Consider the following 13,110-nt stretch of genomic DNA (forward strand, 5'->3'; position numbering starts at 1 on the left):
GTTCGGCGCTTGCGGTTACCCATGCGAATCATTTACATTCACTCCATGATCAGCGTGGGGTGATGACATGTACGTGTGTCTCTGCAAGAACGTGACCGACCATCGTATCCGCGGCGCCGTCGAGGAGGGCGCGCGCAGCTGGCGCGAGGTCCAGCAGCAAACGGGATGCGCGACCCAGTGCGGCAAGTGTGCCGGCACGGGCAAGGAGATCACCCGCGAGGCCATCAAGGCCGAGATGAATGCCGCCGCCGAGGGGCTCGCCTACGCCGTGTGACGGCAATCGTTATCGTTCGTCTTGAGTTTTCCAACTCTATGATTTGATTGAGTTATCTCTGACGATGTCTACACTGGGGTGCCATAGGCTGGCCAGGCCGTCGCGCCCATGCCAAGCTGAAATCGTGTCCTGACAACCGTGATCGAGGTAATGAGATGAAAGGCGACAGCAAGGTCATCCAGCACCTGAATACCGCGCTTGGCAACGAGCTGGTGGCAATCAATCAGTACTTCCTGCATGCGAAGATGTACAAGGACTGGGGCCTGAAGGCGCTGGCCAAGTGGGAGTACGACGAGTCCATCGAGGAGATGAACCACGCCGACAAGCTGATCGAGCGGATCCTGTTCCTCGAGGGCGTCCCCAACCTGCAGGACCTGGGCAAGCTCAACATCGGCGAGAACGTCCGCGAGATGCTCGAGTGCGATCTGAAGCTCGAGCACGAGGGGCGCGACGACTACATCGACGCGATCACCTACTGCGAGCAGGTCAAGGACTACGTCAGCCGCGACATCTTCCGTCACATCCTCGCCGACGAGGAAGATCACATCGATCATATCGAGACCGAGCTTGGCCTGATCGACAAGGTCGGCATCGAGAACTACCTGCAGAAGCAGATGCAGGAAGCCGGCGACGAGTAACGCCTGCGCGGCGATCGCTCGACCACAATATCGTCTACCAGAAGACGAAGCGCCCCGTGGCCTGCCGCCACGGGGCGCTTCGTCGTCGGAGGGGCGTCCTTACGGAAAGGCCTTCTCCAGGGCGAAGCGTGGCACCGGCTCGCCCTGCACCTCGACGGTCTCGAGGAACATGTCCAGCGGGCGCGTCCAGAGCCCATAGTCGCCGTATAGCGCGCGGTAGACCACCAGCGGCTCCTCGGTCTCGCTGTGCCGGGCGACGCCGAGTACCTCGTAGAGCGGACCCTTGTAGTGGCGGTAGATGCCGCGGGGGGCCTTGTTGTCCATGGCAGCGGTTCCTCTGCTGAAAATGGGGATCGTCATCGTGTGCGTCAGGGGGTAGCGGCGGCCTGTTTCGCCAGCCGAGCCAGCACCCGGGAAGCGGCGGTGAAGCCGAAGCTGCCGGTGACGAAGGTGGCCGCACCGAAGCCCGAGGCGCAGTCGAGCCGGGTGGCCTCACCCTCGCCGGGCTTCTGCAGGCAGACTTCGCCGTCGCTGCTCGGGTAGACGAGCTGCTCGTCGGAGTAGACGCACTCCACCGAGAAGCGCCGCTTGGGGTTGCGGGAGAAGCCGAAGTCGCGGCGCAGGCGGGCGCGCACCTTGGCCAGCAGCGGGTCGTGCTCGGTGCGGCTCAGGTCGGCCACCCGGATGCGGGTCGGGTCGGTCTGGCCGCCGGCGGCACCGGTCACCACGATTGGCAGCTTGCGTCGCCGACACCAGGCGATCAGTGCCGCCTTGGCGACCACGCTGTCGATGGCGTCCACCAGCTGGTCGGCATCCTCGGGAATGCGCTGGGCCAAGTTGGTGGGGGTGACGAAGGCGCTGTCGGCGACCACCTCGATGCCTGGCTGGATGGCGCGGCAGCGCTCGGCCAGCACCTCCACCTTGGGGCGGCCAATGGTGCCGTCCAGGGCGTGCAGCTGGCGATTGACGTTGGAGACACAGACATCGTCCAGGTCGATCAGCGTCAGCTTGCCGATCCCGGAACGCGCCAGTGCCTCCACCGTCCAGCTGCCTACGCCGCCCACGCCCACCACCACCACGTGAGCGGTGCGGAAGCGCTCGGCGGCTCGCCGGCCGTAGAGCCGGCGAATGCCGCCGAAGCGGGCCTCGACGTCGTCGGGCACGGAAGAGGGCGAGGCGAGCGGGGCGGAATCGGTCATGGCATCACGCTTGAGAATAGGAGCGGGTCGGGGTCGGCAGGTGGCCCGTCCAGCCGAAGCGTTCGAAGAGGGCCGTCATGGTGGCGTCCAGCGGGCAGTGGAGATCGAGGCGCTCACCGCTCACCGGATGATCGAGGGCCAGGCCCACCGCGGCCAGCAGCAGGCGGGGACAGGCCAGCTGCTCGGCGAAGAAGCGGTTGTGGTTGCCCTTGCCGTGCTTGGCGTCGCCGATGATCGGGTAGCCGCGCCGCGAGAGATGACGGCGGATCTGGTGGCGACGGCCGGTGAGGGGGTGCGCCTCTATCAGCGAGTAGCGGCTCTGGGGGTAGCGATCCACCCGCACCGGAAGCTCCACGCTATCGAGCCGGCGGATCTCGGTCGTTGCTTCCATGGCGGGCATCTCCGCCTTGGGGCGGCGGCCATCCTCCTCGCGCAGCGGGTAGTCCAGGCGCTCCTGCGCCGGGCCGATGCCGCGCACCACCGCCAGGTAGCGCTTGGTCACCCGACGCTCGGTGAAGGCCGCCTGGAGCGATGCCGCGATCTCTGAATCCAGGGCGAAGACGATCACCCCGGAGGTGGGGCGATCCAGGCGGTGCACTGGATAGACCCGCCGCCCCAGCTGGTTGCGCAGGCGCTGCAGCAGGAACTCGCGCTCGCCGCGGGCAAGCTGGCTGCGGTGCACCAGCAGGCCGGCCGGCTTGTGCACGGCGACCAGGTGGTCATCCTGATGGAGAAGGCTGAGCGGTGGCGTCATCGGAGCATCGGGTCGGGACAAGGGGCGCCATTGTCGCCCCCCGACGCCGCGCTGTCATCCCGGCCGTGCCCGCTCACGCCACGCTCGTGTCTCTCCCGCCCGTTCCGGGCTCAGGGGCCGCCCGGGCGCGGGTCTCGCCTAGAGGTTGGCCAGCACCGTCTCGGCGCTGCTCGCCTCGACGCCCTTCGCGTCGATGCCCAGATACTCCACCACACCGTCGTTGGCGATCAGGGCGAAGCGCTTGCAGCGCAGGCCCATGCCGCCGCCGGAGGCGTCCAGCTCCATGCCCAGGGCGCGGGTGAACTCGGCGTTGCCGTCGGCCAGCATGGTCATGGCCTGGGCATTCTGATCCTTCTGCCAGGCATCCATCACGAAGGCATCGTTCACCGCCATGCAGGCGATGGCGTCCACCCCCTTGTCGGAGAGCGTGTCGGCATTGACCACGAAGCCCGGCATGTGGGTGTTGGAGCAGCCCGGCGTGAAGGCGCCTGGCACGGCGAAGAGCACCACCCGCCGGCCGGCGAAGAAGTCGCCGGTGGAGAGGTCCTCGGGGCCGTTAGGGCCGTTGGTCTTGAGGGTGATGTCGGGAATCTTGTCGCCCTTGGCTATCGTCATGGTGTGCTTCCTTGTCGTGAAGATCGGTGGTGAAGGTCGATGTCGGGCGTGCGTCGCGAGACGCGCGCCGGGGTCTGCCCCGACAGTGTGGGGGGCTTGCCGGCGGTTCGCCAAGGGGGAAACGCCACCTTTCGCCGCGGGCGGAGCTCGCCAGGGGGCCGGGCGTTGATATCAGCACGACTCGTCTCCCAGGGCAGGCACCACCATGGTCGGCTCGCCTCGGGCGACACGATTCGTCATGCTGGAGGCGATTGCCGCCCGGAGCCCGAACCATGTCGCATTCGCCCGCCTATCGCCTTGCCGCCACGGTGCTGCACGGCTTTGACGAATATCGCTCGCGCTTCAAGCAGATCACCGACGACGCCAGTCGGCGCTTTCGCGACGCGGCCTGGCGCGAGGCGCAGCAGGCCTCGGCGGAGCGCATCGACCTCTACGATGAGAAGGTTCAGGACACCTTGGTGCGCCTCAAGCGCACCCTCGACGACGAGCAGCTGACCAACTTCGAGTGCTGGCGGGAGGCTCGCGGGCACTATGCCGCGCTGATCGATCAGCGGCTCGACTACGAGCTCGCCGAGACCTACTTCAATTCGATGTTCTGCTCGCTGTTCCACCATCGCCACATCCGCAACGACTGGATGTTCGTTTACAGCTCCCGAGAGCGGGCGGCGCACCACTCCGGCCTCGAGCTGTGTCGCGTGCGGCGAGTGGGCGGCGAGTGGGCGGCGGGCCTTCGCTGGGCGCTCGGCGAGGCGCGCTTCGAGACGCCCTTCGTCGACCTTTCCCGCGACGTCGAACTCGGCAGCGAGGTGCTGCGGCGGCTGCTGCCGGCGGCCATCCTGGAGGATCCCGAGGCCGAGATCGAGCTGATCAAGAGCGTCTTCTATCGCAACAAGGGCGCCTACTTGGTCGGGCGGGTGCTGGGCGGCGGCGAGCAGGTGCCGCTGGTGCTGCCGGTGCTGCACCGCGAAGGCGAGGGGCTGCACCTGGATACGCTGCTGATCGAGCCCGAGGAGGTCTCGATCATCTTCTCCTTCACCCGCGCCTACTTCCAGGTCAAGGTGGTGGTGCCCAGCGAGTTCGTGCACTACCTCCAGGAGCTGATGCCCGACAAGCCCCAGGGCGAGCTGTATGCCGCCATCGGCTTCTACAAGCACGGCAAGACCGAGTTCTTCCGTGCCCTCAATCACCAGGTGGCCCGGCGGGAGGATCAGTTCATTATCGCTCCGGGGGTTCGGGGCATGGTCATGGCGGTGTTCGTTCTGCCTTCGTTTCGCACCGTGTTCAAGATCATCAAGGACCGCTTCGATCCGAGCAAGGAGATGACCGCCGAGAACGTCCGCGACAAGTATCGCCTGGTCAAGCGCCATGACCGGGTGGGGCGCATGGCCGATACCCAGGAGTTCTCCAACTTCATCGCCCGCCAGGACCATTTCGATCCCGAGTGCCTGGCGCACCTGCTGGAGGTGGCGCCCTCCACGGTCACCCTGCGCGGCGACAAGGTGATCATCAGGCACTGCTATACCGAGCGCATGATGACCCCGCTCAACCTCTACCTGGAGACCTGCGACGAGGCGGAGACCCGCGCAGTGCTCAAGGATTACGGCAACGCCATCAAGCAGATGGCCGCCGCCAACATCTTTCCCGGCGACATGCTGCTGAAGAACTTCGGGGTGACCCGCCACGGGCGAGTGATCTTCTACGACTATGACGAGATCAGCTACCTCACCGAGTGCCACTTCCGGCACATTCCCGAGCCCCTCTACCCCGAGCAGGAACTGGCCGACGAGCCCTGGTACTCGGTGGGGCCCAACGACATCTTCCCCGAGGAGTTCGGCCCCTTCCTGTTCGCCGACGTGCGGCTGCGCAGGCTCTTCTACCAGCTGCACCCGGAGCTGTTCGACGCCGACTACTGGAAGGGGCTGCAGCAGGCCATCCTCGACGGCCGCGTGATCGACGTCTATCCGTATCGCAACAAGCGGCGCTTCGCCGGCGACGACGGCAACGGCCTGGTGTACTAGCCAGGTCCCGCCCAGGCCGAGGCACGCTATGCTGAAAGCAATCGAGCCTGCTTTGGCACGCTATCAACTCCAAGGAGAGCGCCCATGCTGGACCTCATTTCCCACCCTGCGGAGCATGTCGTGGCGATGAAGGCGAGTGGCGTCGTCACGGCTCAGGAGCTGCAGCACGCCATCGACGCCATCGAGGCCGCCAAGCAGGCCCATTCCCGGGTCAGCCTGGTAGTCGAGATCGAAGGCCTTCGCTGGATGACCCTGACCGCCCTGATGAAGGATGTCGGCTACGGTCTGACCCAGCTCGGCGACCTCGAGCACTACCACCGGGCCGCCGTGGTGACCGACCAGGAGTGGGTCAAGCACCTCGCCCACCTGGAGGAACGGCTGTTCAAGGCCGTGGAAATTCGCACCTTCTCCACGCGCGAGCACGCCGAGGCCATGGCCTGGGCCGCTGAACTGCCCAAGGGGGACCACGAGGACCCCGAGGAAGATGGCTACCACGGCGCCTGACCTTGCCGTGTCACCCTGCCGACCAGGACGCCAGCCGCGGCTGGCGTCTCGCCGTTCAGGCGGTACCGACCTTCATCAAGGGATCCACGCGTCACCTGATGATCAAGCCGTCGCGCGTGCTGCAAGGCATCAGCCGTGCCAATGGATGGCACGAAAGTGCCGTCGCCGAGACGTCAAGCGCATGTCGACCAAGCGACGGAACGGCCGGCCGGGGCACTGTCTGGTCGCACTGGGGCCCGGAGTGGTAGTTTCAGGACGCGGCAATGTTTGGACAGCGGGTCGCCGGCGCTGGAAAGTGAGTCGCTGGCACCCGAATGGCGAGAGGTGGTGAATGGTCGAGCAGCGACGCCCGCACCTGGTGGTGTTCACCGGGGCGGGGATCAGTGCCGAGAGCGGCATCCAGACCTTTCGCGCCAGCGACGGCCTGTGGGCCGACCACCCGATCGAGGAGGTCGCCACCCCCGAAGGCTGGCGCCGTGACCCCGAGCGGGTGCTGCGCTTCTACGACCAGCGCCGCGACCAGGTGCGCTGGGCCCGCCCCAACGCCGCCCACAAGGCGCTGGCGAGCCTCGAGAAGCGGGGCTTCGCGGTCAGCATCATCACCCAGAACATCGACGATCTGCACGAGCGCGCCGGCTCACGCCGGGTGCTGCACCTGCATGGCGAGATCCTCAAGGCGCGCTCCACGGTGGATGCGCGCATGCACTATCCCCTGCCCCGCGGCGGGATTCGCCTGGGCGATCTCTGCGACAAGGGCAGCCAGTTGCGCCCCGATGTGGTGTGGTTCGGCGAGAGCGTGCCGCACTTCATGGAAGCCTGCGAGACCGTGGCCCGGGCCGACCTGCTGCTGGTGGTGGGCACCTCGCTTGTGGTGATGCCGGCCGCGGGGCTGCTCGAGCACACGCCCCTGGACGCGCCCTGCGTGCTGGTCGACCCCGAGGCTCGGACCCTGGCGCCGCCCGGTACGGCCGGCCTCGAGCAGCCGGCCGGCAAGGGCGTGCCGGCCTTGGTGCGCCACTGGAAGCGTGAGGGACGCCTGTGGCTGCCGGAGACCCTGCTGGACGAGGCATGAGGCGGGCGGCATGCTAGAATGCCGCCCCCCCCTTCGCCGTCGGGACCAGGCCAGCATGCAGGACGACACCCTCCAGGACACCGTCATCGAGCGCGACCCCGCCACCGGCCATCCGCGGCCGCCGCGGCGCGAGTTCAAGGCGCGTGGCAGCTTCGTGACGCGCTGCGAGGGCTGCAACCTGCCGGCGCTCAACTGCCTGTGTCCCTATCGGGTCAGCGCCCGGAGCGAGGCGAAGGTGTGGCTGCTGACCCACCCGCTGGAGCACCACAAGCCCACCAACACCGGCCGGCTGATCGGCGACGTGCTTAGCGATACCGAGGTCTTCACCTGGTATCGCACGGCACCGGACGCGCGGCTGCTGGCGCTGCTCGACGATGAGCGCTTCGATCCCTTCGTGATCTTCCCCGACGACCAGCCCGACTATACCGACCGCGTGGTGGGCATGGAGCGTGTCGCGGCCGGCAAGCGCTCGGGACGGGTGCCGGTCTTCATCATCCTCGACGGCACCTGGCGCCAGGCGCGGCGCATCTTCCGCAAGAGCCCCTATCTCGAGCGGCTGCCGGTGTTGCCGTTGGCCACCGAGCGGCTGACCCGCTATCGGCTGCGCAAGCCAGCCTCGGCGGCGCATCTGTGCACCGCCGAGGTGGCCATCGAGCTGCTGCGACAGGCCGGCGACCGCGAGGCCGCCGAGGTGCTCGACGACACCTTCGACGCCTTCAACGACAGCTATGCCGCCAGCCGGCGCCATCACCAGCTCGAGGCGCCCACGCCGGCGATGCGGCGGCTGCTGGAGCGAGCCGGCCGCTAGGCGGGCGTCTCCCGAACCCCGCTGGTGCCGTTGTCTCTCACCCCCCCCCCCATCGCGTCGGCCTCACTCCATGGCCTTGCTGAGGATCCAGTCGACCAGCTGCTCGGCCTCCGCCTGGCTCACCTCGGGGCGCTCCCCGGCTTCCGGCATGGTCGCCGAGCCCCAGTGCTCCTCGCCGCCGCTCATCACGACCTCGACCAGGTAGTCGTGCATCTCGCTACCCGCGTACTTGGCGGCGATGCTGTTGAAACCCGGCGCCCGCGGGGTGTCGTCGTCCCGGGCGTGGCAGCTCAGGCACTGCTTCTCCTCGGCCAGCGCCATCGTCTCGGCATGCATGTCCGCCGCCGCGGAGGCGGCGCCCAGCAGCAGGCCGCCCAGCGTCATCACTAGCACGGTCGTCTTCATCGTCTCGTCCCCCTGGATCGATCCCGATGCCCCCGGGAGGGGACATCGCGCAAGGCAACCTCGAAACCGAGAGGCTTCGTGGCCGCTGCCTTGAACATAGGTCAGGGAGCCAGGGGGCGGTTTCTGCTTTTTCTCATGCACGGGCTGCCCCCCGCTCATGCCGGCTTGAAGTCTATGGCATGCGGGATCGCCACCTCTCTCATGCAGGCCCGCCGCCGCCCGTCCTTGGGGCGACAGAGGCGGCGACGAGGACGGGCGGTTTGGGTGGGCGCGGAAGGAGATCAGCCGCCGAGCAGCTTGCCGGCGATGCGGAAGCCGGCGATCCAGGTGCCGGCGGCGGAGCCGAGGGTGGCGGTGAGGAACACCAGCAGGGTGCGCGAGACCCGGTTGTGCCACCAGCCCTTGAGCTCGGTGACGTCGTGGCGCAGGGTCGAGAAGTCCCGCACCTTGGGCTTGCGCAGCCACAGCTCGACGCCGGCGGCGACGAAGCCGGCGCCGATGGTGGGGTTGAGCGAGGTGAGCGGGGCGGCGACGAAGGTCGCCGCGACCGTGAGCGGATGCGCCAGCGCGGCCAGGGTGGCGGCGCCGGAGAGCACGCCATTGATCAGGAACCACTCCACGACCAGCTGCCAGCCGAGCTCGGTGTTGCGCGAGAAGCCGATGGCGAAGCCGGTCAGCACCAGCGCGGTGATCGCCCAAGGCAGCGCCTTCCACACCTTCGACGGCGGCGGCGTGGCCTCCAGGGCCTCGCGCTCCTGGCGCGGCGCCTCGGGTAGCGGCTGCTCCAGCTGTTTGGCCATGCCCTTCATGTGGCCGGCGCCGATCACCACCAGCACGCGGCGATAGCGGCCGGGGGCGGCGTCTTCCGCCAGGCGCAGCACCATGTAGCGGTCGCGCTCGCTGATCAGAGGGTGGTAGAGCGAGGCCGATTCGGCGGCGAATTCGCTGAAGGTGGACTCCAGGACGTCGCCTTCCTTGAGACGCTCGATCTCCTCGGCGGAGACCTGCTGGCGCGAGAGCACGCTGCCGAGCAGCCCCGAGAACAGCGAGAAGCGCTGCCACCAGGGCACGTTGTGATAGATGCGCTTGAGGGTAATGCCCACGTCGCGATCGATCAGCAACAGCGGCAGCTCGGCGTCGCGGCTCTCCTCCAGGGCGGCGCGCATCTCGGCGCCGGGCTCGATCCCCGACTGTTCGGCGACGCGCTGCTGGAAGGCGCCCAGCGCCAGGCTGGCGGCGACCATGCCGGCCTTGCCCTGGCGAAAGATCTGGAACAGGTCCTGCTCGCCAAGGGCATCGGGGTTGGTCAGGCTGTGGTGGCGCGAGTCGCACAGCTCGATGGCCACGGCATCGAACTCGCCGGAGCGGATCAGCGCGCGCACGTCCGCAGCGCTTTCGGCGGAGACGTGGGCGGTGCCCAGCAGGGTGTAGCGGGTCTCGCCCACCACGAGTTCCTGGCGCGGGCCGCTGGTGGTCGCGTCCTGCGGGGGAGTGATCACGGAGTCCTGGGAGTCGGTCATGGACGCTCGGGCTGTGGGAGTGGAGGCTCGATTATCCACGAAGCGCCGGGGCAGGCCAAACCCGCCGCGACGCTTGCATGGGGTTTGCCTACTTGCGCCAGAAGGCCGGGGTGAACAGCACCAGCACGGTGAAGATCTCCAGGCGGCCGAGCAGCATCGCCACCACCAGAATCCACTTGGCTAGGCTCGGCAGGTCGCCGTAATGTGCGCTGGCCTCGCCCAGCGCCGGGCCGAGGTTGTTGAGCGCCGAGCCCACCGTCGACCAGGCGGTGACCTGGTCGACGCCGGTGGCCATCACCCCCACCAGCATCAGGAAGAACAGCATCACGTAGGCGGAGAAGAAGCCCCACACCGCCTGAGCGATGCCGTCGGGCACGCTGACCTTGCCGATCTTCACCGTGATCACCGCATTGGGGTGGATCAGGCGCATCACCTCGCGCATACCCTGCTTGAGGATCAGGATGATGCGGATCACCTTCATACCGCCGCCGGTGGAGCCGGAGCAGCCGCCGACGAAGGCCGCGACGAACAGCAGGAAGGGCAGGGCGCCGGGCCAGGTGGAGAAGTCCGCCACCGCGAAGCCGGCCGTGGTGGCCACCGAGACCACCTCGAACACCGCATGGCGCAGCCCCCGAGCGGTCGAGTAGATGTCGGTCAGCCACAGCGAGACCGCGGTGATCACCGTCAGGGCGCTCAGGAAGAGCATCAGGAAGCGCGCCTCGGGATCCTGGAAGTAGTGGGTCAGGCTGCGCTGGCGCCAGGCCAGGAAATGCAGGCTGTAGCTGAAGGCCGAGATCAGCAGGAAGCCGGTGCAGATCATCTCGATGGCGGCGCTGTCGAAGTAGCCGATGCTGGCGTCGTAGGTCGAGAAGCCGCCGATCGCCACGGTGGAGAAGCTGTGGCCCAGGGCGTCGAACCAGTTCATGCCGGCGGCCATGTAGGCGAGCATGCAGGCGATGGTCAGTGAGGCGTAGATGTACCACAGCGCCTTGGCGGTCTCGGTGATGCGCGGGGTGAGCTTGGAGTCCTTGAGTGGCCCCGGGATCTCGGAGCGGTAGAGCGCCATGCCGCCGACCCCCAGGGTCGGCAGGATGGCCACGGCCAGCACCACGATCCCCATGCCACCCAGCCACTGCAGCTGCTGGCGATAGTAGAGCACCGCCTTGGGCAGGAACTCGATGCCGGTGATCACCGTGGCACCGGTGGTGGTCAGCCCCGAGAAGGACTCGAACACCGCATCGGTGGGCGACAGGGCCGTGTCGCCGGTGAGCATCAGCGGCAGCGAGCCGAACAGCCCCAGCACGCTCCAGAACAGCGCCGCGATCAGGAAGCCGTCGCGGGTGCGCAGCTCCTTGAGGGCATGGCGGTTGGGCAGGTACATCATCGCCCCGGTGGCCACGGTGATGCCGATGGCCACCGCGAAGGCCTCCCACATGCCGTCCTGGTACAGCAGCGAGATCAGGATGGGCGGCACCATGGTCAGGCTGAACATCATCAGCAGCAGGCCCAGGATGCGCAGGATCATGCGCAGACTCATCGAGCGGCGCTCCTCGGGTCGCCAGGGGGTACGAGACAGGCCATCAGAAGAACGTCAGCCCGACCTGGAAGAGCCGCTCGACGTCGCGCAGCCGGCGCTTGTCGATCACGAACAGGATGACGTGGTCGCCGGACTCGACCACCACGTCGTCATGGGCGATCAGGACTTCCTTGCCGCGCACCACGGCGCCGATGGTGGTGCCCTGGGGCAGATCGATCTCGCCGATGGCGCGGCCCACCACCTTCGACGACTGGGTGTCGCCGTGGGCGATGGCCTCGATGGCCTCGGCCGCACCGCGACGCAGCGAGTGGACGTTGACGATGTCGCCGCGCCGCACGTGGGTCAGCAGGCTGCCGATGGTCGCCTGCTGGGGGGAGATGGCGATGTCGATCTCGCCGCCCTGAACCAGGTCCACGTAGGCGGCGTTGTTGATCAGCGTCAGCACCTTCTTGGCGCCCATGCGCTTGGCCAGCATTGACGACATGATGTTGACCTCGTCGTCGTTGGTCAGGGCGCAGAAGATGTCGCAGTCCTCGATGTTCTCCTCCTCGAGCAGCCGCTTGGCGGTGGCGCTGCCGTGCAGCACCACGGTGCGGTCGAGGCGCTCGGAGAGCTGGGTGCAGCGATTGAGGTCGTGCTCGATGATCTTGACTTGGTGGCTGTGTTCCAGGTGTTCGGCGAGGCGCTCGCCGATGTTACCGCCGCCGGCGATCATCACCCGGCGGAAGTCGCGGTCGAGGCGGCGCAGCTCGCTCATCACGGCGCGGATGTCGCGGCGGGCGGCGATGAAGAAGACCTCGTCGTCGGCCTCGATCACGGTGTCGCCGCGGGGAATGATCGGCCGGTTGCGCCGGTAGATGGCCGCCACCCGGGTGTCGACGCTGGGCATGTGCCGGCGCAGGAAACCGAGCTCCTGGCCGACCAGCGGGCCGCCGTAGAAGGCCTTGACCGCCACCAGCTGCACCAGGCCGCTGGCGAACTCCAGCACCTGCAGGGCGCCGGGGTGCTCGATCAGGCGGCGGATGTGGTCGGTGACCACCTGCTCGGGACTGATCAGCACGTCGATAGGCACCGCGTCATGGGCGAACAGGCCCTTGCGGGTGAGGTAGGCGGTGGCGCGCACCCGGGCGATCTTGGTGGGGGTGCGAAACAGCGTGTGCGCCACCTGACAGGCGATCATGTTGACCTCGTCGGAGTTGGTCACCGCGATCAGCATGTCGGCATCTTCGCCACCGGCCTGGCGCAGCACCATCGGGTAGGAGCCGGCGCCGGAGACGGTGCGGATATCGAGCCGCGTGTGCAGCTCGCGCAGGCGTTCGCCGTCGGTGTCCACCACGGTGATGTCGTTCTCTTCCCGGGCCAGGTGTTCGGCCAGGGTGCCGCCGACCTGGCCGGCGCCCAGAATGATGATTTTCATCGATGTGCTATCCGCTCTGGTCAGACCCGGGGGATCGAAAGCGGCGCACTGTGTGCGCCGCAGCATTCCGAGGCAAGCCTAAATCAGCCGTCGGCAGAAGAACAGGTCGCACCCCGCTTCAATCCAGAGTGAAGCCGACCTTGATGGTGACCTGCCAGTGGACGACCCGCGCGTGCTCGATGTGGCCGCGGGTCTCCATGACCTCGAACCAGCGCATGCCGTGCAGGCTCTCCGAGGCCTTGGTCAGGGCGTTCTGGATGGCGCTTTCGATGTCCTTCTCCGAGGACCCCGTCAGCTCGATATGCTTGTAGATATGATGGCTCATGCGGCCTCCTGTCTGGCGTATCGG

15 protein-coding genes are annotated in these 13,110 nt (G+C 67.5%); 6 read left to right on the forward strand and 9 right to left on the reverse strand.

The window, feature by feature from the left end; genetic code table 11:
* Positions 1 to 67: 67 nt before the first annotated feature.
* Both FEI13_RS11855 and bfr read left to right on the forward strand, forming a co-directional pair.
* Positions 68 to 274 (forward strand): (2Fe-2S)-binding protein, encoded by a 207-nt coding sequence (locus FEI13_RS11855; protein WP_138181733.1) that lies wholly within the window; start codon positions 68 to 70, stop codon positions 272 to 274.
* A 155-nt stretch (positions 275 to 429) separates the two neighbouring features.
* On the forward strand, positions 430 to 912 hold the full coding sequence (bfr, locus tag FEI13_RS11860; RefSeq protein WP_138181734.1) for a bacterioferritin: 483 nt from the start codon (positions 430 to 432) through the stop codon (positions 910 to 912).
* Positions 913 to 1,011: 99 nt separating this feature from the next.
* Here bfr and FEI13_RS11865 read toward each other — a convergent pair whose 3' ends face one another.
* From FEI13_RS11865 to FEI13_RS11880, 4 genes are all read right to left on the reverse strand, one after another.
* Positions 1,012 to 1,236, reverse strand: a complete 225-nt coding sequence (locus tag FEI13_RS11865; protein ID WP_138181735.1) for a DUF1653 domain-containing protein — start codon at positions 1,234 to 1,236, stop codon at positions 1,012 to 1,014.
* 44 nt (positions 1,237 to 1,280) lie between these two features.
* A complete protein-coding gene (tcdA, locus tag FEI13_RS11870; RefSeq protein WP_138181736.1) occupies positions 1,281 to 2,111 on the reverse strand; it encodes a tRNA cyclic N6-threonylcarbamoyladenosine(37) synthase TcdA in 831 nt (276 codons plus the stop codon).
* Between the two features lie 4 nt (positions 2,112 to 2,115).
* Positions 2,116 to 2,865 carry a pseudouridine synthase gene (locus FEI13_RS11875; protein WP_138181737.1) on the reverse strand — a complete coding sequence of 250 codons (750 nt, stop codon included), beginning with the start codon at positions 2,863 to 2,865 and terminating at the stop codon, positions 2,116 to 2,118.
* Positions 2,866 to 3,003: 138 nt separating this feature from the next.
* Positions 3,004 to 3,480 (reverse strand): peroxiredoxin, encoded by a 477-nt coding sequence (locus FEI13_RS11880; RefSeq protein ID WP_138181738.1) that lies wholly within the window; start codon positions 3,478 to 3,480, stop codon positions 3,004 to 3,006.
* Positions 3,481 to 3,752: 272 nt separating this feature from the next.
* Here FEI13_RS11880 and aceK point away from each other — a divergent pair, with 272 nt between their 5' ends.
* The 4 genes from aceK to FEI13_RS11900 all read left to right on the forward strand — a co-directional run bounded on the left by aceK (position 3,753) and on the right by FEI13_RS11900 (position 7,882).
* Positions 3,753 to 5,498: a bifunctional isocitrate dehydrogenase kinase/phosphatase gene (gene aceK / locus FEI13_RS11885; protein WP_138181739.1), complete on the forward strand. Its 1,746-nt coding sequence runs from the start codon at positions 3,753 to 3,755 to the stop codon at positions 5,496 to 5,498.
* Between the two features lie 84 nt (positions 5,499 to 5,582).
* A complete protein-coding gene (locus tag FEI13_RS11890; RefSeq protein WP_138181740.1) occupies positions 5,583 to 6,002 on the forward strand; it encodes a SpoIIAA family protein in 420 nt (139 codons plus the stop codon).
* Between the two features lie 331 nt (positions 6,003 to 6,333).
* A complete protein-coding gene (locus tag FEI13_RS11895) occupies positions 6,334 to 7,074 on the forward strand; it encodes an SIR2 family NAD-dependent protein deacylase (protein ID WP_138181741.1) in 741 nt (246 codons plus the stop codon).
* A gap of 55 nt (positions 7,075 to 7,129) precedes the next feature.
* A complete protein-coding gene (locus FEI13_RS11900) occupies positions 7,130 to 7,882 on the forward strand; it encodes a tRNA-uridine aminocarboxypropyltransferase (RefSeq protein WP_138181742.1) in 753 nt (250 codons plus the stop codon).
* Positions 7,883 to 7,945: 63 nt separating this feature from the next.
* Here the strand turns inward: FEI13_RS11900 and FEI13_RS11905 are convergent, their stop codons facing one another.
* The 5 genes from FEI13_RS11905 to FEI13_RS11925 form a co-directional block, all read right to left on the reverse strand.
* Positions 7,946 to 8,287, reverse strand: coding sequence for a c-type cytochrome (locus FEI13_RS11905; protein ID WP_204758398.1), 342 nt, complete (start codon positions 8,285 to 8,287; stop codon positions 7,946 to 7,948).
* 281 nt (positions 8,288 to 8,568) lie between these two features.
* A complete protein-coding gene (locus FEI13_RS11910) occupies positions 8,569 to 9,807 on the reverse strand; it encodes a TraB/GumN family protein (protein WP_138181743.1) in 1,239 nt (412 codons plus the stop codon).
* A gap of 88 nt (positions 9,808 to 9,895) precedes the next feature.
* On the reverse strand, positions 9,896 to 11,344 hold the full coding sequence (locus tag FEI13_RS11915; protein ID WP_138181744.1) for a TrkH family potassium uptake protein: 1,449 nt from the start codon (positions 11,342 to 11,344) through the stop codon (positions 9,896 to 9,898).
* Positions 11,345 to 11,387: 43 nt separating this feature from the next.
* The gene (trkA, locus tag FEI13_RS11920; RefSeq protein WP_108445421.1) at positions 11,388 to 12,761 is read right to left on the reverse strand and encodes a Trk system potassium transporter TrkA; all 1,374 of its coding nucleotides are present in this window, start codon (positions 12,759 to 12,761) and stop codon (positions 11,388 to 11,390) included.
* A gap of 118 nt (positions 12,762 to 12,879) precedes the next feature.
* Positions 12,880 to 13,086: a dodecin gene (locus FEI13_RS11925; protein WP_138181745.1), complete on the reverse strand. Its 207-nt coding sequence runs from the start codon at positions 13,084 to 13,086 to the stop codon at positions 12,880 to 12,882.
* Between the last annotated feature and the right edge of the window lie 24 nt (positions 13,087 to 13,110).

The organism is Halomonas urmiana, from assembly GCF_005780185.1.
In the GTDB taxonomy this organism is placed as follows: domain Bacteria; phylum Pseudomonadota; class Gammaproteobacteria; order Pseudomonadales; family Halomonadaceae; genus Halomonas; species Halomonas urmiana.